Source organism: Methanorbis rubei (genome assembly GCF_032714495.1).
GTDB lineage: Archaea > Halobacteriota > Methanomicrobia > Methanomicrobiales > Methanocorpusculaceae > Methanocorpusculum > Methanocorpusculum rubei.
The window spans coordinates 220619-246582 of sequence record NZ_JAWDKB010000004.1 but is presented as its reverse complement, the minus strand read 5'-3'; the positions used below and the strand labels follow the sequence as shown (position 1 = coordinate 246582).

The 25964-nt window shown below is 49.5% G+C and carries 25 protein-coding genes; 22 read left to right on the top strand and 3 right to left on the bottom strand.

Features of this window, described 5'->3' with window-relative positions; all coding sequences use genetic code 11:
* Positions 1–171: 171 nt before the first annotated feature.
* The 7 genes from cofC (at position 172) to McpCs1_RS06170 (ending at position 5751) form a co-directional block, all read left to right on the top strand.
* The gene (cofC, locus tag McpCs1_RS06200; RefSeq protein ID WP_338096388.1) at positions 172–810 is read left to right on the top strand and encodes a 2-phospho-L-lactate guanylyltransferase; all 639 of its coding nucleotides are present in this window, start codon (positions 172–174) and stop codon (positions 808–810) included.
* Positions 803–1651 (top strand): tetratricopeptide repeat protein, encoded by an 849-nt coding sequence (locus McpCs1_RS06195; protein ID WP_338096387.1) that lies wholly within the window; start codon positions 803–805, stop codon positions 1649–1651. Before cofC ends, McpCs1_RS06195 begins: the two co-directional genes overlap by 8 nt.
* Positions 1652–1748: 97 nt before the next feature.
* The gene (locus tag McpCs1_RS06190; RefSeq protein ID WP_338096386.1) at positions 1749–3032 is read left to right on the top strand and encodes an ATP-binding protein; all 1284 of its coding nucleotides are present in this window, start codon (positions 1749–1751) and stop codon (positions 3030–3032) included.
* A gap of 4 nt (positions 3033–3036) precedes the next feature.
* Positions 3037–3771 carry an MBL fold metallo-hydrolase gene (locus McpCs1_RS06185; protein ID WP_338096385.1) on the top strand — a complete coding sequence of 245 codons (735 nt, stop codon included), beginning with the start codon at positions 3037–3039 and terminating at the stop codon, positions 3769–3771.
* Positions 3772–3964: 193 nt separating this feature from the next.
* Entirely contained in the window at positions 3965–5143 is a 1179-nt protein-coding gene (locus McpCs1_RS06180) for a Fic family protein (RefSeq protein WP_338096384.1), read from the top strand.
* 64 nt (positions 5144–5207) lie between these two features.
* Positions 5208–5558, top strand: a complete 351-nt coding sequence (locus tag McpCs1_RS06175) for a DUF3796 domain-containing protein (RefSeq protein WP_338096383.1) — start codon at positions 5208–5210, stop codon at positions 5556–5558.
* Positions 5548–5751 (top strand): helix-turn-helix transcriptional regulator, encoded by a 204-nt coding sequence (locus tag McpCs1_RS06170; protein ID WP_338096382.1) that lies wholly within the window; start codon positions 5548–5550, stop codon positions 5749–5751. Before McpCs1_RS06175 ends, McpCs1_RS06170 begins: the two co-directional genes overlap by 11 nt.
* Here McpCs1_RS06170 and McpCs1_RS06165 read toward each other — a convergent pair.
* From McpCs1_RS06165 to McpCs1_RS06155, 3 genes are all read right to left on the bottom strand, one after another.
* Positions 5748–6116, bottom strand: a complete 369-nt coding sequence (locus tag McpCs1_RS06165) for a YbaN family protein (protein WP_338096381.1) — start codon at positions 6114–6116, stop codon at positions 5748–5750. The two genes, McpCs1_RS06170 and McpCs1_RS06165, sit on opposite strands and share 4 nt — an antisense overlap.
* Before the next feature lies 1 nt (position 6117).
* Positions 6118–7503 (bottom strand): MFS transporter, encoded by a 1386-nt coding sequence (locus tag McpCs1_RS06160; RefSeq protein ID WP_338096380.1) that lies wholly within the window; start codon positions 7501–7503, stop codon positions 6118–6120.
* A gap of 100 nt (positions 7504–7603) precedes the next feature.
* Positions 7604–8719 (bottom strand): YeiH family protein, encoded by a 1116-nt coding sequence (locus tag McpCs1_RS06155; protein ID WP_338096379.1) that lies wholly within the window; start codon positions 8717–8719, stop codon positions 7604–7606.
* A gap of 207 nt (positions 8720–8926) precedes the next feature.
* Here McpCs1_RS06155 and McpCs1_RS06150 point away from each other — a divergent pair, with 207 nt between their 5' ends.
* From McpCs1_RS06150 to McpCs1_RS06080, 15 genes are all read left to right on the top strand, one after another.
* Complete coding sequence (locus McpCs1_RS06150; RefSeq protein WP_338096378.1) at positions 8927–10135, top strand: argininosuccinate synthase; 1209 nt, start codon at positions 8927–8929, stop codon at positions 10133–10135.
* Between the two features lie 212 nt (positions 10136–10347).
* Entirely contained in the window at positions 10348–11286 is a 939-nt protein-coding gene (gene aglJ / locus McpCs1_RS06145) for an S-layer glycoprotein N-glycosyltransferase AglJ (RefSeq protein ID WP_338096377.1), read from the top strand.
* A 156-nt stretch (positions 11287–11442) separates the two neighbouring features.
* Positions 11443–16197 carry a DUF3320 domain-containing protein gene (locus McpCs1_RS06140; RefSeq protein ID WP_338096376.1) on the top strand — a complete coding sequence of 1585 codons (4755 nt, stop codon included), beginning with the start codon at positions 11443–11445 and terminating at the stop codon, positions 16195–16197.
* Positions 16198–16270: 73 nt separating this feature from the next.
* Positions 16271–16957, top strand: coding sequence for an amino acid ABC transporter permease (locus tag McpCs1_RS06135; protein WP_338096375.1), 687 nt, complete (start codon positions 16271–16273; stop codon positions 16955–16957).
* Positions 16954–17694, top strand: a complete 741-nt coding sequence (locus McpCs1_RS06130) for an amino acid ABC transporter ATP-binding protein (protein WP_338096374.1) — start codon at positions 16954–16956, stop codon at positions 17692–17694. Before McpCs1_RS06135 ends, McpCs1_RS06130 begins: the two co-directional genes overlap by 4 nt.
* 2 nt (positions 17695–17696) lie before the next feature.
* Complete coding sequence (locus tag McpCs1_RS06125; RefSeq protein ID WP_338096373.1) at positions 17697–18392, top strand: amino acid ABC transporter permease; 696 nt, start codon at positions 17697–17699, stop codon at positions 18390–18392.
* A 35-nt stretch (positions 18393–18427) separates the two neighbouring features.
* Complete coding sequence (locus McpCs1_RS06120) at positions 18428–18664, top strand: DUF5654 family protein (RefSeq protein ID WP_338096372.1); 237 nt, start codon at positions 18428–18430, stop codon at positions 18662–18664.
* 104 nt (positions 18665–18768) lie between these two features.
* Positions 18769–19716 carry a DUF475 domain-containing protein gene (locus McpCs1_RS06115; protein WP_338096371.1) on the top strand — a complete coding sequence of 316 codons (948 nt, stop codon included), beginning with the start codon at positions 18769–18771 and terminating at the stop codon, positions 19714–19716.
* A 42-nt stretch (positions 19717–19758) separates the two neighbouring features.
* Positions 19759–20526 carry a nitrilase-related carbon-nitrogen hydrolase gene (locus McpCs1_RS06110; RefSeq protein WP_338096370.1) on the top strand — a complete coding sequence of 256 codons (768 nt, stop codon included), beginning with the start codon at positions 19759–19761 and terminating at the stop codon, positions 20524–20526.
* A 51-nt stretch (positions 20527–20577) separates the two neighbouring features.
* Positions 20578–21618: a glycosyltransferase family 8 protein gene (locus McpCs1_RS06105; protein ID WP_338096369.1), complete on the top strand. Its 1041-nt coding sequence runs from the start codon at positions 20578–20580 to the stop codon at positions 21616–21618.
* A 53-nt stretch (positions 21619–21671) separates the two neighbouring features.
* Positions 21672–22805, top strand: a complete 1134-nt coding sequence (locus tag McpCs1_RS06100) for a glycosyltransferase family 4 protein (RefSeq protein ID WP_338096368.1) — start codon at positions 21672–21674, stop codon at positions 22803–22805.
* A 5-nt stretch (positions 22806–22810) separates the two neighbouring features.
* On the top strand, positions 22811–24106 hold the full coding sequence (locus tag McpCs1_RS06095; RefSeq protein ID WP_338096367.1) for a UDP-glucose dehydrogenase family protein: 1296 nt from the start codon (positions 22811–22813) through the stop codon (positions 24104–24106).
* A complete protein-coding gene (gene galU, locus McpCs1_RS06090; RefSeq protein WP_338096366.1) occupies positions 24097–24978 on the top strand; it encodes a UTP--glucose-1-phosphate uridylyltransferase GalU in 882 nt (293 codons plus the stop codon). Before McpCs1_RS06095 ends, galU begins: the two co-directional genes overlap by 10 nt.
* Complete coding sequence (locus McpCs1_RS06085; protein ID WP_338096365.1) at positions 24968–25525, top strand: NAD-dependent epimerase/dehydratase family protein; 558 nt, start codon at positions 24968–24970, stop codon at positions 25523–25525. Before galU ends, McpCs1_RS06085 begins: the two co-directional genes overlap by 11 nt.
* The gene (locus tag McpCs1_RS06080) at positions 25497–25964 is read left to right on the top strand and encodes an NAD-dependent epimerase/dehydratase family protein (protein ID WP_338096364.1); all 468 of its coding nucleotides are present in this window, start codon (positions 25497–25499) and stop codon (positions 25962–25964) included. The genes McpCs1_RS06085 and McpCs1_RS06080 overlap by 29 nt, the downstream gene beginning before the upstream one ends.

Genomic DNA, 25964 nt, shown 5'->3' with positions numbered 1-25964 from the left:
ACTCTTAGCTTTTCTGTGCATTCCGGTGCCGCAGGCGTTCTCCGTGCATTCAGTGAAGCTCCGTGATATTTCCGTGTGATCTGTGGTTACTCCAAGCGAGACCATAGCCGAAAAATCCCAGCCAACCAGTACAAACAGTTTCTAGTATTTCCAGCAACCATTACTAGTATCATGTACTTCCACGCCCTGATTCCCTACAAACCGGTCAACCCCAAGACCCGCCTCTCCTCTGTTATGACACAGGAAGAACGCGAAGAGTTTGCAGAGGTAATGCTTGGCGACGTCATCTCCGCTGTGCGAAAAACTGGCTGCACCGCGACACTGCTCTGTACCTCCCCGTACACCTGCAAGGAAGCGCTCGTTGCGATTCGCAAAGAAGGACTCAACGAAGCAATCAACTGGGCACTGCCGCAGTTCCACTGCCCGGCACTCATCATCATGTCAGACCTCCCCATGGTCACCCCCGGAAGTTTGCAGCGCGTGCTCTCAACCAAAGCAGACATGGCAATAGTTCCCGGGCTCGGCGGCGGAACAAACGTCATCTTTGTCAAACGCCCCGAACCCTTCCGCGTGGAGTATTACGGATTCTCGTTCCGCAGACATCTCCAGATCGCAGAAGAACTCGGTCTCACGGTTGAGATCATCGACTCCATGCGCATGTCAACCGACGTGGACGAGCCCTCAGACCTGGTGGAGCTGATGATTCACGGTCACGGCAATGCACGCGAGTGGCTCTATGAACACGGCTTTGCCCTCTCGGTGGAAAACGGCCGCGTGAGTGTTGTACGTAACGGTGAAAAAATTGTCTGAAACAGCTGACCTGATCGCGCAGGCAGAAGAGCTTGCTCTCGCCGGAAAACTCGACGAAGCTCTTCGGGCATATGATGCGGCGGTTGCCGCAGACTGCACAGACCCTCTTGCATGGGTTGGCAAAGCTTCGGTTCTGAAAGCAAAAGGCATGTACACCGAGTCTGCGGAGTGTTTCATCGCAGCCCGTGCAGGAATTTTGGACCACAATGCCAACGCCGAAGAGACAGGGGCATTTCTATCCATGCTGCATGTTTTGCAGGCAGAAGCTCTCCTGTATGCAGAAAAACCAGACAAAGCACTCTTAGTGCTGGACGAGGCTGACCGTATCAGACCGCCGGACGCAGCCTCCCTCGTCGTCAGAGGACAGGCATTTGCGCAGAAGAAAGCGTATGAGGATGCAGGAAACTGCTTTTACCGCGCTGAAGAGTGGTGCAATGCGAACGAAGACTCCATGCTCACGCAGGTCTGGTTCTGCAAAGTCAATCTTGCAAAAGAGACCGGAGGCATTCTTGCCCCGCCTTACGCTGCAGAGATGTATGAAAAACGGCGCGGGTTCAGGCAGCCGAAAGGAAGTTTTGAGGAACTGCTTGAACGTGCAAACAATCTCAGAACTGCCGGGCTGATGTATGACGCCCTGCGCTACTATGATGCGGCAGTAGAAGCTGACCTTTCGCAGGCTGCGTCCACACTGTTCATGAAAGGCGTGGTGTTTGAACAGCTGCGAAGGTCGGCGGACGCGCTTGACTGCTACAGCGAAGCACTCAAAAATAATCCTGAGCCAGGGGACGAGTTCCGTATTCGCACCCGCTGGGCAGCTCTCAGAGCAGCACGGGAAAACTAGTTTCTGACAATTTTTGTTGGCATCAATTACAGGGGGAAAAACTACTGCTCAGTACAAAACCCTTATGCCGTTTTTTCACCCATATATATGGAATACTATGGACGCAACTGCTACTGACTCCGGACTGCTGCAGCTCACAGAGATTGTGCTGACAGCAGAAGTGGTGAACGGAAACTCCGCGCTCGGCGTAAATGATCTTCCGGTATCTCTGCGTCCCCTCTTCTGTCCAGACGCTCCGGGCATCATCGCCCGGCCGGTCGCCATAAAAGAAGGACAGCTGAAAACATACTTCCCGAACCTTGCGGCACGAAGCCTGATTGCAAACGGAAAGAACTCGTATCTGGTCGTAAACGACCTCGGCCAGTTTGCGGCAACAACTTTTGCGCCGGCAATGAAATGGTATCTCCGCCAGGCAGGGACCGAAGCGGTCATGAAAAATCCTGCGCTCGCACTCTCGTATGAGACGTCGGGAGAGTCGGGCATCTCCTACAAAATTGCGCGGGAGAACATTCCTCTTTTTGAGGATACGGTCGCATCCCTCACCGGAAAAATTGGTGCGCTCACCGCTAAATCCGAGTCGTTCCGCGAAGCCGCAGACCTCGTGGTTGCGTATGCCCCTGAAGAGATTGAGTTCTCGTTAGAAGATCTGGTCTGCACTCCTGACCAGATGGCAATCGTTCGAAAAGTGCAGATCTCTCTTGAGAATCAGGAGTTCCTGCGCAGACACAGAATCTATGAACTGGGAAGAATTCTTCTGGTGGGTCCGCCCGGAACCGGCAAGACCTCGTTTGCGCTGGCACTCTCGCGCTCAGTGCACATGCCGGTTCTTGAAGTCAGGCTTTCCATGCTGACCTCGCAGTATCTTGGAGAGACCTCGAAAAACATCGACAGAATCTTTGATCTTGCGAAAAAGATCGCTCCCTGTATCCTTTTCATCGACGAGTTCGACTACATCGCCAAGACCCGTATCTCTGACGACAACGGTACCATGAAGCGTGCGGTGAACACGCTTCTGAAAAGTATCGACCACATCAACCTGATCAAGGATCAGGTTCTGTTAATCGGCGCAACAAATCATGCAGGAATGCTCGATGATGCGGCGTGGCGGCGGTTTGACGAAGTCGTCACCTTCACCCTGCCGGATGTATCCATGCGCGAGGCAATTCTCCGGCATGTGGCAACCGATATTCCCTGCACGATGGACTTTGCCACCATCGCTGAGCAGACGGAAGGATTTTCCGGAGCTGATCTTCGCATGATGCTGACCGAAGCAATAGTTTCAGCGCTTCTTGCCGGCAGAAAAGAGATCAATGAAAGCGATGTTAATGCCGGTATGGAACTGGTGAACCGCAGAAATATTGCCAGAGCAGGCTGTACATAAGATCATGCGGGTCACTGTTCTTGGTACTGGGGATGTGGTCGGGACGCCCAAGGTCGGGTGCAGCTGCCCGGTCTGCGCGGAGGCGCAACAGACAGGAAAGCAGCGGCTCAGGACTTCCATTCTTGTGGAGCATGCAGGAAAACATCTGCTGATCGATACCGGCCCTGACATGCGTGCCCAGCTTCTTGCGGCAGGTTCGCCAATCATTGATGCGGTCATCTGGACGCACGGGCACTATGATCACTTCATGGGATTTGGCGACTTCTACCGTGTGCAGCGCGAGCCTATCACGGTTTACGGCGCACCAGAAGTGCTCGATTACTGTGGCGGAATTTTTTCGTTCATGCGGCATAACGAAGTTCCCGTAACCGCATACGAGGCAGTCGATATCTGCGGAATGCAGGTGACGCTCTTTCCGGTGACGCATGATGCGCCGACTTACGGGGTGCGGATTGAAGCTGACGGCGCAGTGTTTGTCTACTCCTGCGATACGACAGCAGATCTTACGCAGCAGACGCTTGAGGTGATGAAAGGCGCTGATCTTCTGCTGCTGGATGGAATTTTTCCGCCCGAGGTTCACATCTCCAAACACATGAACATCAAGGATGCAGAGCAGCTTGCAGCACAGCTCAAGCCCAAAGAGTTCTGGTGCGTTCACATGAGCCACAAGATCTGGTGGAGCTACGAGCATGGAGCACGCGACATGCAGAGCTGGGTTTTGGGGATATCTGAAACGTAATTTTTTTGGATGTGGATTCGCTTGGAGTAACCACGGATCACACAGAAATATTACGGAGCTTCACTGAAAATCGCATACCTTCGGTCTGCTCATCGCTTCGCGAGAATGCACGGAGAACGCCTGCGGCGCCGGAATGCACGGAATATAGTTTCATTTTTATAAGGGAGAAGTAAATATCCTTGGAAATTTTTCCGTGCATTCCCGCGAAGCGGTGAGCAGGCCGAAACGACTCCTGAAAGGAGGAGTTAAACACGGCGGAACGGCGTGTGGAAGGCATGCGTCACGTGGTTACCTCAAGCGAATCCACATCCAAAAAAATGACGAGGTCGAAACTTACTACATCTCCCGCGCCCCAACAGATATCTACAGGATGAAAAAGGACATCTATTTCCGGATAGAACCGCGGGTGCAGAACAGTGTCGTAAAATATTATCTTCTCCGTGAAGTAAACAGCGATGCACGAAAGTTCCGGGCATCAAAACTCATCAAAGCAGGAGTTATGCCAACCGATGCTGAGGTCTCGCGCTCAATTCTGATGCATGGATTTGATCTGGAAATGAAGTGCTGCGAAAAAGTTGCGTCCTACCGTGTGCAAAACTTCAGGTACGAACATGCGGCAGACGAGAACGCATACCTTTTGCTGGAAAAATACCGGTATCTGGATCTGCGGTATCATGATTACCTCAATCCAGAAGAAATAAAAGACCATATAAAAGATCACGAGTACCACTACGTCCACCAGTCCGCAAAAACCATCGGCAACACCTTCACGTTTTCCGAAGTTGCCGCAATGCTTGACACCGGAAAGATTCCGAACGGAAAATTTCTCCGTGACGTCAACGAAATTCAGAATCTCTACGCCTGCAGCGTGCTGCGCAACGCAGACACGCGTAAAGTAACCCTTGCCCTTATTCAGAAATTGAGAAATATGATTCTCGCAAATATCCAGACCCCGGAAAAACTCACCCGCGAAAATGAGATAGCTGTGCAGAAACAGCTCACCAGATTCTACAAAAGAGTTGCTGACGGCTATCACCCGGCTGAACAGGTCTTTCTCTGGCATCGCGAGTTCCGCACACTCAAACCGTTTCAGATCGGGACCCGACGGGTCGCAAGAGAAGTTGTCCACTACATGATACTGCCGTTCGGCTACCCGCTTGCGTTTCAGTCAAGCATGCAGACGATCGGTGAGGACGGGCGGGTGTACGACCGCAACTTCGACAAAGTCATACCAGAACTTTTCGAAAAATACATCGGCAACAGAATTCCGGAACTGGAAGCTGAACTCCGCAAAAAGATAAACGAGAAGTGGGATATTCAGAAAAACAAACTCCAGAAACAGCTGGACCTCTACCTCCCTTCAGACACCTGATTTTTTTTCGAATCCTGATGCTACATATTTATAACATATTGTGAGAAATATATCACATGTAACTATGATAAACAAACTCAGTCTCATGGGCCTGATAGGATTTCTCGGACTCCTCTTTGTCCCGACCGGCGAAATAAGCTACTGTGCATTTTTCGCATTCTTCGTATTCTTCGGCTACTTACGCGTGGTTCCCGACGAATTGTTCGTAACGTATGTCAGAAAAGCAGCATCAACTGCGTTTTTTATCTGGGTAGTATTCTTCTGCATTATCTATACCGCAGCAGTCCTGATGGGAAACATAGAACTTTTCACAATCGGATTTCCGCTGACCTTTGCTGCAGGAATGTTCACATTTATCTGTATGCTCGTCATCCATGAGTTTGTGGAACAGCGGGGAGTGGAGAATGGTGCTTAAGACAAAAATCCGCGAGTATCGTTTGCGAAAAAACATCACGCAGGAAGAGCTGGCAACACTTGTCGGTGTGCGGCGGGAAACCATTGGTCATCTGGAAAACGGCAGATACAATCCGTCGCTGAAACTCGGATTTGACATCGCGAAAGTTCTGGAAGTGCCGGTTGAAGAACTCTTCGAGTTCACCGACAACTAATTTTGTCTCGTTTTCATCAACACAAGATGCAGGGTTACAAGAACTCCGACCACACACAGGATTACAATAACAAACGACTTTTGCACAATAATCATCGAGATGCAGAGCATGACCCATAAAAAAATGAGTGCCGTAATTTTCTGGCGAAGCGGCACTCCGGTTTTGTTGCGGTAGTGCTCAATGTAGGGGCCGAAGTATCGATTTTTTTCAAGCCATGCGGCGATCTCAGGAGAACTTAAGGAAAAGCAAGCAGCTGCAAGAATTACAAACGGTGTGGTTGGAAGAACAGGGACCACAATACCCACCGCTCCGATCACGAGGAGAATAATTCCTGCAAGTTTCAGACACTGTTGTTTGAACGTCATCTCAGCACTTCACAGTGTCCCTGGCAAGTTTGGATGCAACAAGAGCAATGATGGAGACTGCAAGACCTGCGATGCAGGCAAGCGCAACACCTGTTGTGGTGTAAACCTCAGAACTTCCTGACCCTGCGGATGCCGCGACCGAGAAGAGGGCAACTCCAAGCACGCAGCCGACGTTCATCACCGTAAAGATGAGACCGCCTGACGAACCCTGCAACTGAATCGGGCTGTGGACAGTAATCCGCTGAATGCTCGGGCCTTCATTCAGGCCCATGCCAAGACCCACCAGAACAAGGCCTGCAAAGATCAGCAGAATGTTTGAGAGAAGAACTCCGCCGCCTAAGATCGCCATGCCTGCGGCAAGCAGAATGGTTGCTGCATTGCAAAGGATCATGCAGCCGAATCGGCGGACGAGCGCTCCGGCAGGAATTCCTACGATTGCCATAGCAACAGGCGGCAGAAGCATGACCGCTCCCGCAACGGCTGTTGGCAGAAGATACTGTTCGGTTAACAGGAACGGCATAACATAGATGACGCCGAGGTACACGAGCGTGACGCAGAGCGTGGATACTGCAGCCCACATCACGGTCCGGTTCAGCAGAAGACGGGCCGAGAGAATTGGGTCGGGATGGCGCAGCTCGCGGCGCAGGAACAGATAACCGAACACCGGCGAGAGCAGAATGAGAAGGAGCACGAGCGGGCTCCAGCCTTCGGACACACCGAGCTCAAGACCGGCAAGCAGAGCTACAAGAGTTATCGCAAGATACACTGCGCCAAGCGAGTCGAACGGCTTTGAGCGTTTCGGAAGATCGGCAGGATCGGGTTTTGGGATTAAGAAAAGCGCAACAAGAACGCCGACAATTCCCACAGGAATATTGATGAAGAAGATCCAGTGCCAGCTGATGAACTGGGTCAGAACTCCGCCGATACCGGGACCAAGCGCCAGAGCTGCCCCACCCGCGGTTGCTATTACTCCCATTCCAATCGGCTGCATTGCCTTTGGCAGATGCAGGGTGACAAGCATGGTAGCTGTTGCGACCATCATCGCGGCCGCGACACCCTGGAGTATGCGGAATGCTATCAGAGATGTGATGTCGCCAGAGATTCCGCAGAGGAAGGATGCGACGGTAAAGAGAACAAAGCCGGACGTGAAAATTACGCGCTGAAGACCGGTCCGGTCGGCAAGTTTTCCAAACAGAAGAAGCGTGCTCCCGAGCGCCAGAAGATACGACGTCATCACCCATGACGAGAGGGACGAGCCTGAACCGAAGCTCTCGGAGATCGAAGGAAGAGCAATCGATACAATGCTTGTGTCAAGGTAATCCATAAAGACAGCCGCGGCTGCCAGAATCATGAGGAGTTTTTGGAAGAGGGGACGCTCAATCAGCATGAGAGATCACTCGTATGACTGGTATATGCGTAGAGCATGATACCATATTAATCTAAAGCAATGAGACATATTATCCTGAAAAAAAGCGGTAAATGAATTTTCAGACCAGAAACAGCGTAAGTCCGAGCATCACGATCACCTGAATTGCCCAGATGACGGAGGCCAGCGGCAGCAGGGTTTTGCCGACTGAAAGTGTCTGGCGAAGGTTCATCGAAAGACCGACGCCTGCCATGGCAATGGTAAGAACGGTCACGGAAATATGTACGAGCGACGTCTGAACCGCATGCCCGAATGCCGGGGACGTTATGATAAGTGCGGTCATACCAACCGCCATAACCACGAACAGAATCAAAAATCCCTGCACTTTCGCCTTCACCCGTTCGGCAGGGCAGGTTGCATGCATAGCCTCCTGCCGTCTGCACCACAGCCAGCCGAATACTGAGGCAACCACGACCAGCATGGCAACACGAATCATTTTGTAGGCAAGGGCAAGGGCTGAGACATCCTCACCGCCCGAGACGGCATTATACAGATCAGCTGCCGGAATCACGTTGCCGATCTCATGCAGCGTTCCCCCGATGAACACCTCTGCCTGAGCATCCGTCATGCCGACACCAAACGCTACTGCCGGAATGAGAAACACGCCGACGATGCCAAGAAGGCTGATGATTCCAACAACTGCATGAACATACTTCTGATCTGCGTGGATGACCGGGGCAACAGATAATGTTGCCGAGACTCCGCAGATGCCGTTGCCGGTCCCGGTCAGGGCTGAGGTCTCCCAGCTCTGACCAAACCGTTTGCCAAGCATCATCGTGAGAATAATTGTCAGCGCGAGAACCGCGAGAATAATTCCAAGACCACTTACTGAAGCGGTCATCAGAACATCCGCCGTAACCCGCGCACCCATTAGAATAATTGCAATGCGCAGAAGATACTTTCCTGCATACGATCCGCCTGCATCGAATAATTTGTAGTTGATGAAGAGACATATCACCAGGGCTAAAACGATCGGACCGATTTTTGCAAGAAAGGAGAAGAATGGATTATCCGTAAAAAGATCAGGAGAAAGAACGGCAAAGCCTCCGTCCCAGAGGGTTCCTCTGGTAAGAAGGAAGGAGAGAATAGTTACCGCAAGGCAGATGAGGAGACCGGGGATTATTTTCCGGTCAATCGACCTGAAGTAGTCGAGAAAATCCTCGCGATACGTTGTCATAAATAATTGTACGTGGACAATTCCCAAAAAAGATACTGATCGAGAACTTCCTCACAAACAGCACCTTTGTTCGTGAGTCGTCCACGGAGCTACGATGAGCGTTAGTTGCCAATAAACAAATTTACGTGCAAAGCCGGCAGGAGCACATATTCAATATGCCAAACACCTAATACTCTACACACATTCTCGGAATGGAGATACACATTAATGACAGATACACCATCAGTCGGAGGAAAGGGCACCGTAGTACTCGCCTTTTCCGGAGGACTTGATACCTCCGTCTGCGTCCCGATCTTGAAAAACATGTACGGCTACGACAGAATTGTCACCGTTGCCGTAGATGTCGGGCAGCCCGCAGCTGAAGTCAAGATGGCAGATGACAAAGGAAAACTCATCGCCGACAAGCATTACACCATCGATGCAAAGGATGCGTTCGTCAAAAACCATGTCTTCCCGGCAATCAGGGCAAACGCTCTCTATGAAGGATATCCGATGGGAACTTCCCTGGCACGTCCGCTCATTGCAGAAGAGATCGTCAAGATCGCCAAGAAAGAAGGAGCAAATGCAATCGGCCACGGCTGTACCGGCAAAGGAAACGACCAGCTGCGCTTTGACTTCATCTTTCGCATGCACGGCTTTGACATCGTTGCCCCCATGCGCGAACACAACATGACCCGCGAGTGGGAGATCGACTATGCCGAACAGCACGGCATCCCGATTCCGGTCAAAAAATCCACGCCATGGAGCGTTGATGAAAACATCTGGTCACGCAGTATCGAAGGCGGCAGGCTCGAAGAGACCGACTACCACCCGCCGGAAGAGATCTACCACTGGACAACATCCCCCGAAGCTGCACCAAACACTCCTGAGTTAGTCTCAATCACCTTTGAGAACGGTGTGCCGGTTGCATTAAACGGCAAAAAGATGAACGGTATCGATCTGATCGTTGAGCTGAACAAGATTGCAGGAAAGCATGGCGTCGGCAGAAACGACATGGTCGAGGATCGTGTTCTCGGACTCAAAGCCCGTGAGAACTACGAGCATCCGGCAGCAACCGTGCTGATTGCAGCCCACGGTGATCTTGAGAAGCTCACCCTTTCCCGCTTTGAACTTAAGTTCAAGCACATCGTTGACGACCAATGGGCAGAGCTTGCCTACATGGGCCTCGTCCACGAGCCGCTCTACCATGACCTCAACGCGTTCATCAACGAGACTCAGAAACGTGTCTCGGGAACCGTCGACGTCCAGCTGTTCAAGGGCGGTCTTCACATCCTCGGCAGAAAATCCGAAAACGCCATCTACTCGCAGGACATGGTTTCCTTTGATACGACAACCATCGATCAGCGTGATGCGATTGGTTTCTCCAAATACTTTGGACTGCAGGGCAGAATGGTCTGGCAGCTCCAGAACAAATAATCTTTTTTTGTGTCGCCCACGGAAAAACGGAACACACGAAATTTTCAACATCACTGAGAGGCGTGAACATCACGGAAATACAACATTGAGTTTGAGTTCCGTGATGTTCCCGTTTGCTCCGTGATGTTTTTCCGTGGGAGGTTTGAGCGAAGGGACGATGACATCAAAGCGGATATGCTGATTACGCACCACGTCCTACTATTGTAGCAAGAATGGTATTTTCCAAAGATGATGTCTGTGTGCTGATTCCAACGCTCAACGAAAAGGCAACGATAGGTCTGGTTATCGAGGAGCTGCAGTCACTCGGATATCATAACATACTTGTCGTGGACGGCCACAGCACGGATGGAACGCCCGATATTGCGAGAAATCTTGGTGCAGCGGTCATGACGCAGCAGGGCAAAGGTAAGGGTGCTGCAATGATTGAAGCATTCTCCGTCATCACCAAGCCCTACATCCTGATGCTGGACGGGGATGGAACCAACCCGCCAGAGTATGCGGACGCGATGGTTGAACCGCTCGCAAGCGGACGTGCGGATCATGTGATCGGCAACAGACTCAATGAGTACGAGCGCGGAGCGCTCACACGGCTGAACCTCTGGGGAAACCGGCTGATGAACACCCTGTTTAAGTGGGCGCACGGCGTCTACATGACCGATATCCTCTCAGGCTACCGGGGTTTTACGCTCGACTCGCTGAAGCAGATGAATCTCAAGGAGGCAGGATTTGAAATCGAGACCGAGATAAGTTCCGCCGTAATTCATCGGGGTCTGAAGTTTGAAGTGGTTCCGACATTTTACAAGAAACGTCCCGGCTCACCAACAAAACTGCATCCGGTTCGTGACGGATACAAAATTCTGCGTGCCATCAACAAGTACGGCAAGATGAACAACCCTCTCTTCCACTTCAGCGTGATAGGTGTTCTGATGGGCATCGCAGGGTTCTGCCTCGGACTGTATGTGCTCTTTGAGTGGCTCGTAGGAATCGAGCATCTGTTCATGGGCATTCTCACCATGCTTCTGATCATTGCAGGTATTCTGACGTTCATGATCGGTTTCATCAGCGATATGATACTCGGCTATCACCGCGAGGTAATGCAGGAGATGCGAAAGCTCCGCATCCAGATAAACGAGCTTGAGAAGAAGAACTAAACTTTTTTTTGGAATAGGAATTTCACGATGTGATTCTGCGACATATGGTCTTTTTTTGAATGGTTAACTTTGAACCGCAAAACACAGAGTGTCACGCCAAAACTTAGTTACCTCCCCCACACTAATAATAGCTTACCGAAAACGGGGATCCACTGTATGAAAACAGGCGAAACAACATCTGAGCTTGGCACCCTGCGCTCACGTCTCTTAGACCTCACCCTGCGCAATAATCTTCTCAATTACAAACCTTCCAATAACCGCAGTATCCAGATCAGCGACGGTCTGCCGGCAGCGGTTTATCACAGCCTTGTCATCTGCGAAAAAGGCATGAAGTTTTACCCTGCCGGTAAAAAAACAGAAGCCGAAGCTGAAGAAAAAAATCTGTGGAAGTACCCTGCGTTTGTAAAGCCAACCGCAAAACAGCAGGACACCATTCTCAAAACACCGTACGATGACATCAGCCTGCGTCAGAGATTGTATGCTCTCTCCAATAAATCCAGAACCGTCTTTGAAGAGCAGGGTTATCCGGTCCTCTACCTTGCTCTCGGTTTTGTTGGCTGGTCCGAACCCGAGCATCCTGACAAACTCTACAAAGCCCCGCTCCTTCTCATCCCTGTGGAACTCACCCGCCAGAAGGTCAAAGACAACTATGTTCTTACCTGGACCGGCGACGATGCCGTAACGTCTCTCTCCCTCACCGCAAAACTTGCCGAGCAGGGAGTAATGCTGCCTGAGTTTACGATGCCCGAGACTGCTGACGGTCTCACGGCTTATGCTGCGGCAGTTGATGCTGCAATCCGTGGAAAAGGTTTCGAGTACTGTCCTGAGATCGCACTTGATCTCTTCAGTTTCCGCAAATTTGTGATGTTCAAAGACCTCGACCCTGAATCATGGGGCGACGGCTTTTCCTTGGAGACTCATCCGCTCATCGCTGAACTTTTCCGTCCCGGCTCAACTGATGCAAGTGAAGCAGGCACTACTTTTCCGGAGAATGAGGTCGACCTCAGACTTCCTTCCGAAAAATCCTACAATATTATGGACGCTGACTCGTCCCAGATTGCAGTCATCGAAGAGGCGAAGTCTGGCAGAAATCTTGTGGTCGAAGGACCGCCCGGCACCGGAAAATCGCAGACCATTGCCAACATGATAGCAGAGATGCTTGCCCGCGGCAAGACGGTTCTCTTCGTCTCCGAAAAAATGGCAGCACTCGAAGTGGTAAAGAGACGTCTTGACACCGCAGGACTTTCCCGGTTCTGTCTCGAACTCCACAGCCAGAAAGCCAAGAAGGGCGAGGTCATCCGCGAACTCGAACGCTGCATCCAGCATCCTGGCACTACTGCCGCACCCGCAGACAGCATTCATCTTCAGATTGATTCTCTTCGGCATGAACTTGACAGCTACTGCCGCGAGCTTGCCGAACCTGTCGGAGCATGTGCATTCACGCCGTACGATCTCTTCGGCATCCGCGAACAGTACCGCTACGAGTATGAGGACAGCCCCGAAGGTCCGACCCGCCGCATCCCCCGCGTCGCCATTCCGAATGCAAAAGAGATAGCTCCTGATCAGTACAAGGATGCAATCGCCGCATTGCATGACATCGAAGCGCTTCTGCCAACACTCATGCCGACCGGACGCTCTCTCTCCCGTCATCCATGGGCGGGCTGCAGTCCGGGACTTGTCCTGCCGCAGGACCGCGATGAAATTCTTGAGCTTGTTGAAACCTACCGAGTTGCGATTGAAAATCTTCTCTCCTCCATGCGAAGGCTGTTTGATCTCACCGGCGTTCCGGTTCCCCGCGAGGAGACCGGTGTGTCGCGCATGGTTGAGTCCTGCCGTCTGCTGACAAGCGAGTTCGCTGCTGATGCAAACACACTCACCAATCCTGTCTGGGACAGACCCGCAGAAGTTGCGAAGCTCACAACCAACATGCAGAAAATTTCTGCGCATCGCGGACGCATTCTTGCGTCGCTCCGGCCGGAAATATTTTTGCGCAACCCAAGCAGACTCTATGCCGCGTTCCGCGAAGTTGCCGGCAAAGGAACATTCGCCAAAATGTTTTCAGGATCTTACAAAGAGATCAAAACAGAAATTTCCTCATACTATACCGGCGCTGTTCCGCCTGATCCACAGATTCTCATCGACCTTCTTGACGCCCGCGATTATCTCACGGCCCGCGATGAATGGATGAAGGACGAAGCATTGTATGCCGAAGTATTTGCTCCGGTCTGGCGCGGAGAGGAAACCGATCCTGCGCTGCTCACGAGATACGCTGACTGGATAACTGCGGTCCGACTCATGGTGAAGGAGGGTCTTGCAACCGCAAAAACCTTCGAACTTCTTGGCTCAGGATCGATTACTGCCGGAGCAGTAACACCGCTCTTCGCAGAGGTTGAGTCAGCCGCCCTCGCTCACAGCGATGCCCGCGCAAAACTTTTTGCGCGGATTGGAGTTTCCGAGATGGAAGATCCAACGTTTGCCGAGCAGCGCAAACGTTGCGATCTCTGGTCTTCGGATATCGACGGCATCATCCACTGGAGTAAACTCCTCTCCTACACCGATCAGTGCAGAGAAACTGCCGCGGCCCCTGTCATTGATCCTCTCTTCACCGACAAACTTGTGCCCGGAGATCTCGTGCCGGCATTTCTTACCGGTTATGCTGACGCACTTTTGCGCGACGCACTTTCTGAGCGGCCGGTCCTTGCCAGATTCTCCAAAATCCCTCACGAGCAAAAAATTGTTGCCTTCATTACATGCGACCGCAATGCAGTCTCTGAAAACAGCAAGAGAATTGCAGCAATCCTTGACGGAAAAATTCCCGAACTCTACTCAGGCGCATCCCGCGACTCGGAGATGGGAGTTCTCACCGGTGAGTTCAACAGAAAGCGCGGCCACATGTCGATTCGGATGCTCATGAGCAAATCCGGTCATCTCATCCAGCAGATTAAACCCTGCTTTATGATGAGTCCTTTGTCCGTTGCCCAGTACCTTGACCCGCGCTCGGTACAGTTTGACATCATCATCTTTGACGAGGCTAGCCAGGTCAGACCCGAAGACGCTCTCGGCGCACTGATACGTGGCCAGCAGCTTGTGGTGATGGGCGACTCGCGCCAGCTTCCGCCAACCGCATTCTTTGATCAGATCGCAAGCGATCCTGATGAGGATGAAGCTGAGTCGGTTGCAAGCATCACCGACATGGAGAGTCTGCTCAACGTGTGCAAGCAGTCGTACCAGACGAAACGTCTGCGCTGGCATTACCGCTCGCGTCACGAGTCGTTGATTGCGGTGTCCAATCAGGAGTTCTATGACGGCAACCTGATGGTCTTCCCCTCTCCCATGCATGAGACTCCTGATCTCGGCCTCTCGTTTGTTCACCTGCCGGACTCTGTCTACGAGCGCGGCAAAGCAGGCGTGAACCGCGGCGAAGCAAAAGCTGTTGCCGAAGCGGTGATTGAGTACTATCGCAGATTCCCTGACAAGACGCTTGGTGTTGCAACCTTCTCCACTCGTCAGCAGGAGGTCATCCGCCATGAAGTAGAACTTCTGCTTCGTGACAATCCTGATGTTGAAGCTCTGATGCGGCCCGAGAGCGGCGAGAACTTCTTCGTGAAAAATCTTGAAACCGTGCAGGGTGATGAGCGCGACACGATGCTGATCAGTATCGGCTATGGATTTGACGAGAGCCACAAGCTCAGCAAAAACTTCGGCCCCTTGAATCAGGATGGCGGTGAACGAAGACTCAATGTTTTGATCACCCGCGCCCGCGAGAGATGCGTGGTGTTTGCCAACTTCCGGGGAACTGATCTTGCGATTGATGCAGGATCCTCTTCAGGAATTTCTGCGCTCGCAACATTCCTCAGTTACGCGGCAAATCCTGCGGCACCGCTTGCCGCAGCAGATGACGCACCTGATGATGTGGCAGGTCTTTTCGCAGATACCGTCGGCAGACTTCTGGAGGACAACGGTTACACTGTTTCGAAGAATGTCGGGTGCGCAGGATTCAGGATCGACATCGCTGTTGAAAATCCGAAAGTACCGGGAGTTTATCTCGCAGGAATTTTGTGTGATGGTCCGTACTACTGGTCATCTGAAGTTGCGCGCGACCGAGATCGACTCCGCACTCAGGTGCTGGAAGGACTCGGCTGGAACCTGATTCGCATCTGGGCAACCGAATGGTATCAGCATCCCGCGTCCTGCACCAAAGATCTTCTTGACGCAATTGAAGCAGCCAAAAAAGCTCCGAAGAAAAAATCGGTGCAGGCAGCCAAACAAAAATCATCTGCAAAGAAATCCACAGTCTCTGAAGAGCTTCCGTCTCCCGCGGCTTCCTCGCCAGCCGCCGCTCCGGTTTCAACCTCAGCCTCCTCTGCTAAACTCAGCCTCCAGCTTGTGCCCTACACCACATGCGAAGAATGTTCTCTTGGCAGCTATCATCAGTTTGCTTCTGTCCCGGACTCGGTCCTTGGCACCGCAATCGTGCAGATAGTTTCCGTGGAAGGTCCGGTCTCTGAAACTATTCTTGCTGCACGCATCAAAGAACTCGGCCGCGTCCCGCGCATGACCGGCCTTGTGCGTGACCGCATCGCATCAGTTGCCGCCGCTGAGATTAACGAAGGCCGACTTGTCCGCGATGATGAAGGGTTCCTTCTTGTTCCTGAGCGTGCTGTTTCTCCGCGCGAACGCCTCTCCAAATGGTCTCCTGCCGACGTCTCGCTTGATGAGATTGCCGCAGCCGCTTCAACAATTCTTGCCAAACAGTTCTCCACTCCCAAAGGAGATCTCGTTCGCCACACCGCTGTAGTTCTCGGCTTCAAAGCAACCGCGCAGGTCAAGGACCGCATCGAAGCAGGAATCAACCATGCTATCGGCCACGGACTCATCATAATGGATGGAAACATCTGCAAAATCTCCTGAGCGTGGCCTCAGCCATTCCATACCCTTTTTTTGCATCCGGCGTCACACTATATACTAGCTTTTGGGACTGTCCATGTTTGAAGGAATAACTGCCGTAGTTGAATCCGCGCCCTACCTCTTTGAGGGCATGTGCGTCACTCTTGCCTTAGTCGGAGTTTCGCTCTTTATCGGATTTCTCTGCGGCATCGTTCTCACGCTCGGACAGGTTTACGGCCCCTGGATTGTGAAGCGGGCAGTTGACGTGTATGTCTGGTTCTTCCGCGGCCTGCCCAATATCGTACTTCTGTTTCTCTTCTACTTCGCACTCTTCCCGATGACCGGATTTGATATACCGGCATTTGCGGTTGCAGTTGTGGTCCTCGGACTCAGAAGTGCTGCATACCAGTCCCAGATCTTTCGCGGTGCAATCTTATCCATCGCTGATGGTCAGATGCTTGCAGCGCGGTCTCTTGGCATGACGAGATGGCAGAGTATCAGAACCATCATCCTGCCGCAGTCCCTGCGACTGTCCCTTCCCGGCTGGTCAAACGAATATCCGGTTCTCTTAACCGACTCTGCCGTGGCGTATGTGATCGGTGTGGCTGAACTTCTGACCAGAACCAGTCAGATCATCAGCAAGACCGGCGAACCAATGATTTTGTATCTTACCTGTGCAGTAATCTTCATCCTCCTCAACTATGGAGGCATGATGCTCATCCAGCGGGTGGAAAAGAAAGTCCGCATCCCAGGATTCGGCAACAATGAGGTGACAGAGACATGAGTGAAACTCCCATTCTCCGGGTGGAGAATCTTTCCAAATCCTATGGTGATCTGCAGGTTCTCAAGTCCGTATCGTTTGATGTCTACAAAGGCGAGACCAAAGCGTTCATCGGCCCGTCAGGCACGGGAAAAAGTACGCTTCTTCGGTGCATCAACCAGCTGACCGTGCCGGACTCCGGCTCCGTCTACCTCAACGGCGAAGAGATCACTCACTCAGGTGCAAAGATCAACGAGTACCGCCAGAAGATGGGCATGGTGTTTCAGAACTTCAACCTCTTTGATCATCTGACTGCTGTTCGCAACGTGGAGATTGCACTTCTCAAAGTCAAAAAGATGGACAAGGCCGAGGCGCGAAAAAAAGCAATGTTCGAGCTTGAGCGTGTGGGTCTGGCCGATCGTGCAGATTATTATCCTGCACAGCTTTCCGGAGGTCAGGCGCAGCGCGTGTCCATTGCCAGAGCTCTTGCGATGGACCCTGATGTCATGCTCTTTGATGAGCCGACGTCAGCTCTCGATCCTGAACTCAAACGCGAGGTCCTTGAAGTCATGCGAAAACTTGCGGCTGACGGCATGACCATGCTGATTGTGACACACGAAATGCATTTTGCAACTTCGTTTGCGACCGATATTCTGTTTATGGAAAACGGTGAGATCGTTGAACGCGGCCGACCTGCCGATATCCCGACCAGCCCGTCATTTGAACGCACCCGTGCATTTATGGGAACTTATCAAGAGTAACAATGGATCTCAGCTGGCTTGAACTCGACATCCCGTTCTGGGTAAACATTCTTCTTCCCGCACTTTGGGACGGACTTGTTGTTACCCTCGCCCTTGTGGCTCTTACTGCGCCGCTTGGGTTTTTCCTCGGGCTTTTGATCGGAGTTGCCCGCGTTTACGGAGCAAAGCCGTTTCAATGGGGAGCGCAGCTGTATGTGATATTTTTCCGCGGATGCCCGCTTCTTGTGCTGCTGTTCATCATCTACTTTGGTCTTCCGTCAATTGGTATCGTTCTCGGCGCGTTTCTGTCGGCATTGGTTGGTTTCACGCTCTGCAACTCTGCCTACAACTCAGAGTACATCCGCGGTGCTCTGCAGTCCATTAAGGGCGGCCAGATGACTGCGGCCCAGGCTCTCGGGATGACAAAAATTCAGGCAATCCGCTATGTCGTGATTCCTCAGGCACTGCGAAAAGCACTTCCCGGCGTATCGAACGAGTTCATCTATCTGATCAAATACTCGTCTTTGGCATACGTGGTGACGGTGATTGAGCTGACTGGTGCTGCAAAGATTATTGCAAGCAAGTACTTTGCCTACTTTGAAGCATTTGCTGCGGTAGGCATATTTTATCTGGCAATTGTGACGGTCGCAACGATAGCAATCGGCAGGCTGGAAAAGAAGTACGCGATTCCCGGTACTGGTGCTGAGAAGGTACTTTAATACAATTTATATTCGACAGTTGCCAATAGACCTGCATGTCATTTTCTATTGATGTAATTGATAAACTTGCGGCATTGATTACCGCGGCGTTTGGTCTTGTGGCAGCTCTTGCCTGGAACTCAGCAATTCAGACAATCTTTATGGAAATTTTCGGAAGTCAGAGCAGTATTCCGGCAATGCTTGGTTATGCAGTTTTCGTGACGATCATTGCCGTGGTTTTCACTGTCTGGATTGGGTATGTGTCCAACAAAACAAAGGAAAAGATCAATTAATCCTCTCGGTAAACGAGAACAATTCATTTTTTTGCAAGAAGGAAAGTTTATTATTGGTTATTTTAATATCAGTAGTTAGCGCGTAACAACGCGTTGTAGTTTGAATGGATATTCTTTACGCTATTGTTGTAATCATAGGGTTGTTCATCTTTGAATCGATCGCAAGTATCGATAATGCGATCATCAATGCTGATATTTTAGCCACTATGAAGGAGAAGGCCAGACGCTGGTTCCTTGCATGGGGAATTCTTCTGTCGGTTTTTCTTGTCCGCGGTATTTTGCCGTGGGTGATTTTATGGGCTGCGAATCCGTCTCTTGGACCGATCGGTGCTCTTACGGTAACTTTTACCGATGATGATGCGGCTATGGCCGCAATGGAAAGCACTGCCCCTTACCTCCTGATGTTTGGGGGTATGTTCATGGTGTTTCTTTTCTGCCACTGGCTGTTTGCAGAGAAGAAGGATTGTATCATGCCGGGCGAGCGGTTCCTGACCAATCAGGCTCCCTGGTTTTATGCAGTTGTTTCTGTTATCCTGCTGGCGGTTGTCTGGGCAACGCTTGAGAACGATCCCCTGCTTGCATTCGCGGCGGTTGCCGGTTCAACTCTGTTCTTTTTGGTTCAGGGCTTTCGTCTGTCTGCTGACAAAAAATCTGCCGAGCTTGGTCACAGTGAAAAATCTGATGCTGCGAAACTGATGCTGCTTCTTGTGATTGACAGTACGTTTTCGATCGACGGAGTTATCGGCGCGTTTGCATTTACGTTTTCAGTTCCCTTGATCTTTATCGGATGTGGTCTCGGTGCGATTGTAGTTCGTGAGCTGACGATTAAGTACATCGACACAATTCGCCGTTATGTGTACCTGAAAAATGGTGCGATGTACTCGGTTTTAGTGCTGAGTTTGATCATGGTTGCTGAAGGTTTCGGCATGCATATTCCTGCGTGGCTTGCTCCGGTTTCGATGGTCGTTATCGTGTCCGTGTTCCTGTATATTTCGGTACTCCGCATTCGCCGCGGTCAGGTTCCGGTCTGCCCGACTCCCGCAGCGCGGTAATTTCATCACAATCTTTTTTTCGTTTGGTTGCGAAGAGTCAGTATGCGAGTTTACTGCGCTCAGGTTGCTCAGGTGTGGAATGATCCGGAGACAATGTTTGCGCGTGCCAGAGAGGCTGTTTTGCGGGCTGTGGGTGACGGTGCAGAGATGGTGGTGTTTTCCGAACAGTTTGCAACCGGGTGGAGGACATCTGATGAGCCATCAGAAGTGTCAGGCGATGTGGTGAAGAGGCAGTGGCTTGATCTTTCGCGCGAGTTCGGGGTTGCGGTTGTGGGATCATATGCGCGGGATGTACCGCAGGCCCTTCCGCAAAATGTGATGCTGGTTGCGGGATCTCGTGGTGAGGTTCTCGCTGAGTATGCGAAGCTGCATCTGTTTACACCGGGTGGGGAGGAAAAGAGATACTCTGCCGGGGTCGAGCCTGTGTGTTTCTCGTATGGTGGGGTGAAATTCGGATGCGCGGTCTGTTTTGATCTCAGGTTCCCGGAGCTGTTCCGCGCGTACCTGAAGGAAGGATGTGAGTGTGTGATTGTGCAGGCAGCATGGCCTGCTGCGCGTGTTGCCGACTGGGAGCTTCTGCTTCGCGCGCGCGCTTTGGAGAATCGCGGGTGTGTCGTTGGGGCAGGATGTCTTGGGTATGATCCTTGTTGTGGTGTTGATTATTCGGGGCGTGGGATGATTTGTGATCCTGAGGGACGTATTGTGGCGGATGCCGGGGTGTTTGAGGGGGGCTGCTGTTGTGGTTTGGATGTGGAAGGGGTGATGGGGTGGCGGGAGAGGTGGGGGATGTACTTTAGTAATGAAGGATAAGGCATTTCTTTTTCCTTGTCAATTACTAAGTTAGTACAAGAGAGGATTGGATTGGATACTGTTCATATTGTCTTGAGTCCATGGGATTTGTCTGACGATTATAATCGACATGCCGGTACTACTTTAGTCTCCATTCTGGACAACTGTTCAAGACATGTTGCGGTACATCTTTTGTATGAGGAAAAGTTTTCCGTCCTGAATCCTGATAATACTGCTGCAAATATTCGCAAATATTACGAATTGGGGCAAAAATATGGGGCAGAAATTCTGTTTCATTCTGTTGTACTTCCCGAGTGGGTAAATGACATAACTCGGGAGAATTTGCAACAGTTCACTCCGGGGGCATTGCTTCGATTATATATTCCTGAAATCTTACCGAACTTGGATAAGATAATTTATCTCGATTGTGATATGATTGCAAAAACTGATATTTCCATTGTATGGGATATACCGATAGGTGTTCATAGTCTTGGTGCCTGTTTGGATACTGCACGAAAATCTAATGTAAAATATTATGATGATATTCATCGTCCATTAGGCATTAACTGGAAAATCTATTTTAACTCTGGACTTTTAGTTATGAATCTGAATAAACTGCGCTCAGGTCATTTATTACCTAGTAAAATTATGGAGTTGATATATTACCATCCTGAATTTCCGTATGCCGATCAAGACGCCTTAAACATGTTGTTCCAACGTGACACTCTTTTTTTTAGTCAAAGGTACAATTTCCCTGTTGGAAAGAGAATGACCGATTATAGGCTTATGCGGGAGCTTGGTATCTCGGAGAGTAACTATGAAGATTGTATCCTGCATTTTAATGGAAAAGTCAAACCTTGGAAGGCATATTCAGGTATTGTGGATGAGGAGTACTGGAAATATTTTTCCATGACACCATGGGGAAATGAAAAGAAAAAGTATGAGGAGGCATATAATGCAGCTCAAAATGCCAAACGCGGTTTTGTAAATAATGCCATTGACATGATCATGGGGACAAGAATGAATCATCTATTCCGCGCATCCGCATCATATTTTGGAGCTCTGAAACGAACACTGTTTTCCGAAACCAAAAATAAAAAAACGAAAGTATAGATTATATATTTGTATGGTCACTATTATTGTAACTGATTCTTTGGTAACGAAATATGAGAGTATTATATGACCACCAGGCATTTCGTTTAGGAAAGTACGCAGGTATTCCACGATATTTTACAGAACTCATATCACGTTATCAATCTGGAAATCAAATAACCCCCATTATCCCAGATATGTGGTCTGTAACTCAGGATTATCGAAAATTACAGCATTGTCCTGAGAATATCACATGGAATATTCGCGACAAAATTGTAACCTTGTCATTGCAGATGTTTCATCAGAATCCTTCTCGATTACTTGATGGAGCTGAATACAAAACGAGAAAACTTCTTCAAAAACAGGATTTCGATGTGTTCCATCCAACATGGTTGGAATCATATTTTTTGAAGGATATTGGCAAAAAACCATATGTGCTGACAATACATGATCTTACGTGTGAAAAATATCCTGAAAATACACCAAAAGCTGTAAAGTTCATAAAATATACTTCTGAGATAATTGATGATGCATCCAGATTTATTGCAATATCAAAAAGTACAAAAAATGATCTCGTTGGATATTATGATGTTGATCCTGAATTAATCGACATTGTATATCATGGCTCCCTGTTTGAGAAATATTTGATTCCAAAACGTACCGATGTATCTGCATGTCACGAAAGTCGATATCTTCTTTATGTTGGAATTCGCTATCCTCACAAAAATTTTCTTCATTTTGTTCTATCTATCTCCTCCATTTTGAGAGATGGATGTAAGTTGATATGTGCTGGTGGGGGTACGTTTAGCCAATCAGAAATGGATTTATTCTCAACATTGGGAGTCTCCAGACAGATCAGCCAAATAACTGTTAATGACGAACAATTAATATCCCTCTATCAGAATGCCATCGCATTTGTTTACCCATCTCTCAATGAAGGTTTTGGACTGCCACTATTAGAGGCGTTTTCATGTGGCTGTCCCGTTCTTTGCAGCAATACAAGTTCTCTGCCGGAAATTGGTGGCAATGCTGTGCTGTATTTTGATCCTAAAAACCCTGTTGAAATTTCTAACGCGGTGTATAGTGTAATGGATGATGAACGATTGATCGAACACATGATTTCTAATGGATATAATCAGCTATCCGAATTTTCTTGGGATAAGTGTGCTAGAGATACGATGAATGTGTACCAAAAAACTATGGAGTGATTACGTTGAAGAAATCCGATAAATATCCTGCTCTGCATATTACGATAATCGGCGGCGGTTACGTAGGATTGGTAACTGGAACGTGCCTTGCACATCTCGGTCATGATGTAACGATTGTTGATATCGACGAAACTAAAATTAGCGCAATAAATTCTGCTGTCCCCCCAATCTATGAAAATGGTCTCTCTGAACTTCTGAAAAACCATATTGGTAAAAATCTCCGTGCCTCCACTGAGTACACATCAGTATCTGAGGGTGACGTGATATTCATAGCCGTTGGAACTCCTCCAAATCCTGATGGCAGTGCAAATCTATCCTATATTCGTTCTGCTGCAGAAAACATTGCTAACCAACTGGTAAAGCAACGCACATCGTATCCGGTTATTGTTGTGAAAAGTACAGTTCCTCCCGGCACAACCCAAAATATTGTTGGCCCGATTCTCGCATCAAAACTACCGAAACAGTCCTTTGATTGTTGTATGAACCCTGAATTCCTTCGTGAAGGAAGGGCAATCGATGACTTTTTTCATCCCGACAGAATCGTTCTGGGCACGACAGACGAACAGACACTGAACATAATGAAAAATGTCTATTCCGGACTGGATGCTCCTGTACTTACCACCGGCAGCACTGCCGCTGAAATGATTAAGTACACGGCAAATGCATTTCTCGCTACAAAAATATCCTTCTCCAATGAAATCGGAAATCTCTGTAAACAATTGGACGTGGACGTCTATGAAGTGATGAAAGGTGTCGGTCTTGATCATCGTATCTCACCCCATTTTCTGAATGCTGGCGCAGGCTTCGGCGGCAGTTGCTTCCCAAAAGACGTCTCGGCACTCGCTGTATTATCAGAAGCAGCGGGAGTACACCCAATTCTCCTCCAGGCAGTACTTGCCGTGAATGAAGCTCAACCCCTGCAAATGATCCGGATTTTGGAACGACATTTTCCTGATCTGAAAGAAAAACGAATTGCCGTCCTTGGGCTTGCCTTCAAGGATAACACTGACGATATTCGGGAATCCAGATCCATACCAGTTATTGCATCTCTACTCGACAAAAACGCCGTACCTGTCTGTTATGATCCAATGGCAGGAGAAAATATGAAACATGTCTTCCCCAATGTTCTCTACTGCAATTCCGCAAAAGAAGCATTGAAAAATGCTGATGCATGCCTTGTAATGACAGAATGGCCGGAATTTTCACAACTAAACGAAGAGTTTGACGGCATGAAATTCAGAGTTATTATTGATGGAAGACACATCCTTACTATTCCTGACGCGGAAGGTGTATGTTGGTGAAACAGGTAACGAAAGCTGTGATTCCTGCTGCTGGATGGGGCACCAGATTTTTTCCGATGACCAAAGCCCAGCCAAAAGAAATGTTGCCTGTTGTAGACAAACCGGTTATTCAGTATGTTGTAGAAGAGGCTGTGGCATCCGGTTGTGATGATATTCTTATTATTACCGGAAGGAACAAACGAGCTATCGAAGATCACTTTGACTCTTCACTGGAGTTGGACTACCATCTCAAACAATCAGGGGATCAGGAGTTGTTGCGGGAGAGTAAATCCCTCTCGGAACTTGCTGATATCCATTTTATCCGGCAGAAGGAACAACGCGGACTTGGTGATGCGATTCTCTACGCTGAACATCACTGTGGTGACGAACCATTTGCAGTATTGTTGGGTGACACCATTTGTGTTCCTCACGCAGGACAGAAACCCTGTACTGCCCAGATGACTGGCGCTTATACTCGGCACACTAAACCGATCATCGTTGTTGAACCTGTAGCAATGGAAAAAATTCGCGATTATGGAATTATTGCGGGTGATCGGATCGATGATACCCATTATCGAATTACTGATATTGTGGAGAAACCCGAACCGAAAGATGCCCCCTCAAACCTTGGGGCAATTGGCAGGTATCTGCTGACTCCTGAAATATTTGCTCTATTGAAGGAAACAAAACCTGGAAAAAAGGGAGAGATTCAATTAACGGACGCTCTTCGAAAATTTCAGGCTTCAATTGGACTTGTTACGGCATGTACTAGATATGATATCGGTGACAAACCCGGGTGGATGAAATCCAATCTGGAGTTGACCTTGAAGCATTCTGTATTTGGCCCAATATTACGAGAAGAACTTCAGAAGGTGGGTCAATATGAGTTTTAATGAAATTAACGAAATTATCTCAAAAATATCTCCCTCATATTATGAGGGAAAAAGAGTCCTGGTAACTGGGGGTGCAGGTTTTCTTGGTTCATGGATGTGTGAGTCTCTTTTAGCACTTGGCGCAAGAGTAATCTGTCTTGATAACTACTCCAGCGGTCGCGAGGAAAATATAGTTCATCTTCAATCCAATCCGAACTTTACTATGATAGTGCAGGATGTTTCTGAGGAGTTTTCTCTCGATGGCCCATTTGATTATGTGTTCCACCTCGCATCTCGTGCAGGACCATTTGAGTTTGCCGAATTCCCTATTGAGATTATCCGATCGAATACTACCGGGACAATGCATGCTCTTGAGATTGCTGCAGAGAATCGGGCGAAATTTTTGTTTACTTCTACGAGTGAAACTTATGGGGAACCTACAGTTTTTCCGACACCGGAAACTTACCGAGGGAATGTGAATGCAGTTGGACCACGCGGATGTTATGATGAGGCGAAACGATGGTGGGGAGGCATTGTGTATGGCATATCTTCGTCAGAAAGGAGTTGATATCCGGATTGCACGGATTTTCAACACATATGGTCCGAGAATTCGTGCGGATGGTATCTATGGACGGGTTATCCCGCGTTTTATGGATCAGATTGTGCATGAGCAACCAGTAACGATATTTGGTGATGGATCACAAACGCGGTGTTTCTGTTACGTGACAGATACTGTTGTCGGTCTGTTGCGTTTGGCAGCGTATGACGGATGTACTGGGGAAGTGGTGAACATCGGTAGTTCTCATGAGATGACAATTCTGGAGCTTGCCAAAATGATTTATGCGATATGTGGCAAAGAGGAAAACCTTACTTATCATCCGATGCCTCAGGACGATCCGACTAGAAGACTGCCGGAGGTGTTGAAAGCAGAAACAATGATTCGGTGGAAGGCTGATGTTACACCGGAGATTGGGATTTTGCAGTTATTACAATTTGGAGTTCGATGA

Excerpts from the sequence above, each read along its gene's own strand:
- cofC (WP_338096388.1), top strand. The coding sequence starts at position 172 with ATGTACTTCCACGCCCTGATTCCCTACAAACCGGTCAACCCCAAGACC.
- McpCs1_RS06190 (WP_338096386.1), top strand. The coding sequence starts at position 1,749 with ATGGACGCAACTGCTACTGACTCCGGACTGCTGCAGCTCACAGAGATT.
- McpCs1_RS06185 (WP_338096385.1), top strand. The coding sequence starts at position 3,037 with ATGCGGGTCACTGTTCTTGGTACTGGGGATGTGGTCGGGACGCCCAAG.
- McpCs1_RS06175 (WP_338096383.1), top strand. The coding sequence starts at position 5,208 with ATGATAAACAAACTCAGTCTCATGGGCCTGATAGGATTTCTCGGACTC.
- McpCs1_RS06170 (WP_338096382.1), top strand. The coding sequence starts at position 5,548 with ATGGTGCTTAAGACAAAAATCCGCGAGTATCGTTTGCGAAAAAACATC.
- McpCs1_RS06165 (WP_338096381.1), bottom strand. The coding sequence starts at position 6,116 with ATGACGTTCAAACAACAGTGTCTGAAACTTGCAGGAATTATTCTCCTC.
- McpCs1_RS06160 (WP_338096380.1), bottom strand. The coding sequence starts at position 7,503 with ATGCTGATTGAGCGTCCCCTCTTCCAAAAACTCCTCATGATTCTGGCA.
- McpCs1_RS06155 (WP_338096379.1), bottom strand. The coding sequence starts at position 8,719 with ATGACAACGTATCGCGAGGATTTTCTCGACTACTTCAGGTCGATTGAC.
- McpCs1_RS06150 (WP_338096378.1), top strand. The coding sequence starts at position 8,927 with ATGACAGATACACCATCAGTCGGAGGAAAGGGCACCGTAGTACTCGCC.
- aglJ (WP_338096377.1), top strand. The coding sequence starts at position 10,348 with ATGGTATTTTCCAAAGATGATGTCTGTGTGCTGATTCCAACGCTCAAC.
- McpCs1_RS06140 (WP_338096376.1), top strand. The coding sequence starts at position 11,443 with ATGAAAACAGGCGAAACAACATCTGAGCTTGGCACCCTGCGCTCACGT.
- McpCs1_RS06135 (WP_338096375.1), top strand. The coding sequence starts at position 16,271 with ATGTTTGAAGGAATAACTGCCGTAGTTGAATCCGCGCCCTACCTCTTT.
- McpCs1_RS06130 (WP_338096374.1), top strand. The coding sequence starts at position 16,954 with ATGAGTGAAACTCCCATTCTCCGGGTGGAGAATCTTTCCAAATCCTAT.
- McpCs1_RS06125 (WP_338096373.1), top strand. The coding sequence starts at position 17,697 with ATGGATCTCAGCTGGCTTGAACTCGACATCCCGTTCTGGGTAAACATT.
- McpCs1_RS06120 (WP_338096372.1), top strand. The coding sequence starts at position 18,428 with ATGTCATTTTCTATTGATGTAATTGATAAACTTGCGGCATTGATTACC.
- McpCs1_RS06115 (WP_338096371.1), top strand. The coding sequence starts at position 18,769 with ATGGATATTCTTTACGCTATTGTTGTAATCATAGGGTTGTTCATCTTT.
- McpCs1_RS06110 (WP_338096370.1), top strand. The coding sequence starts at position 19,759 with ATGCGAGTTTACTGCGCTCAGGTTGCTCAGGTGTGGAATGATCCGGAG.
- McpCs1_RS06100 (WP_338096368.1), top strand. The coding sequence starts at position 21,672 with ATGAGAGTATTATATGACCACCAGGCATTTCGTTTAGGAAAGTACGCA.
- galU (WP_338096366.1), top strand. The coding sequence starts at position 24,097 with ATGTTGGTGAAACAGGTAACGAAAGCTGTGATTCCTGCTGCTGGATGG.
- McpCs1_RS06085 (WP_338096365.1), top strand. The coding sequence starts at position 24,968 with ATGAGTTTTAATGAAATTAACGAAATTATCTCAAAAATATCTCCCTCA.
- McpCs1_RS06080 (WP_338096364.1), top strand. The coding sequence starts at position 25,497 with ATGGCATATCTTCGTCAGAAAGGAGTTGATATCCGGATTGCACGGATT.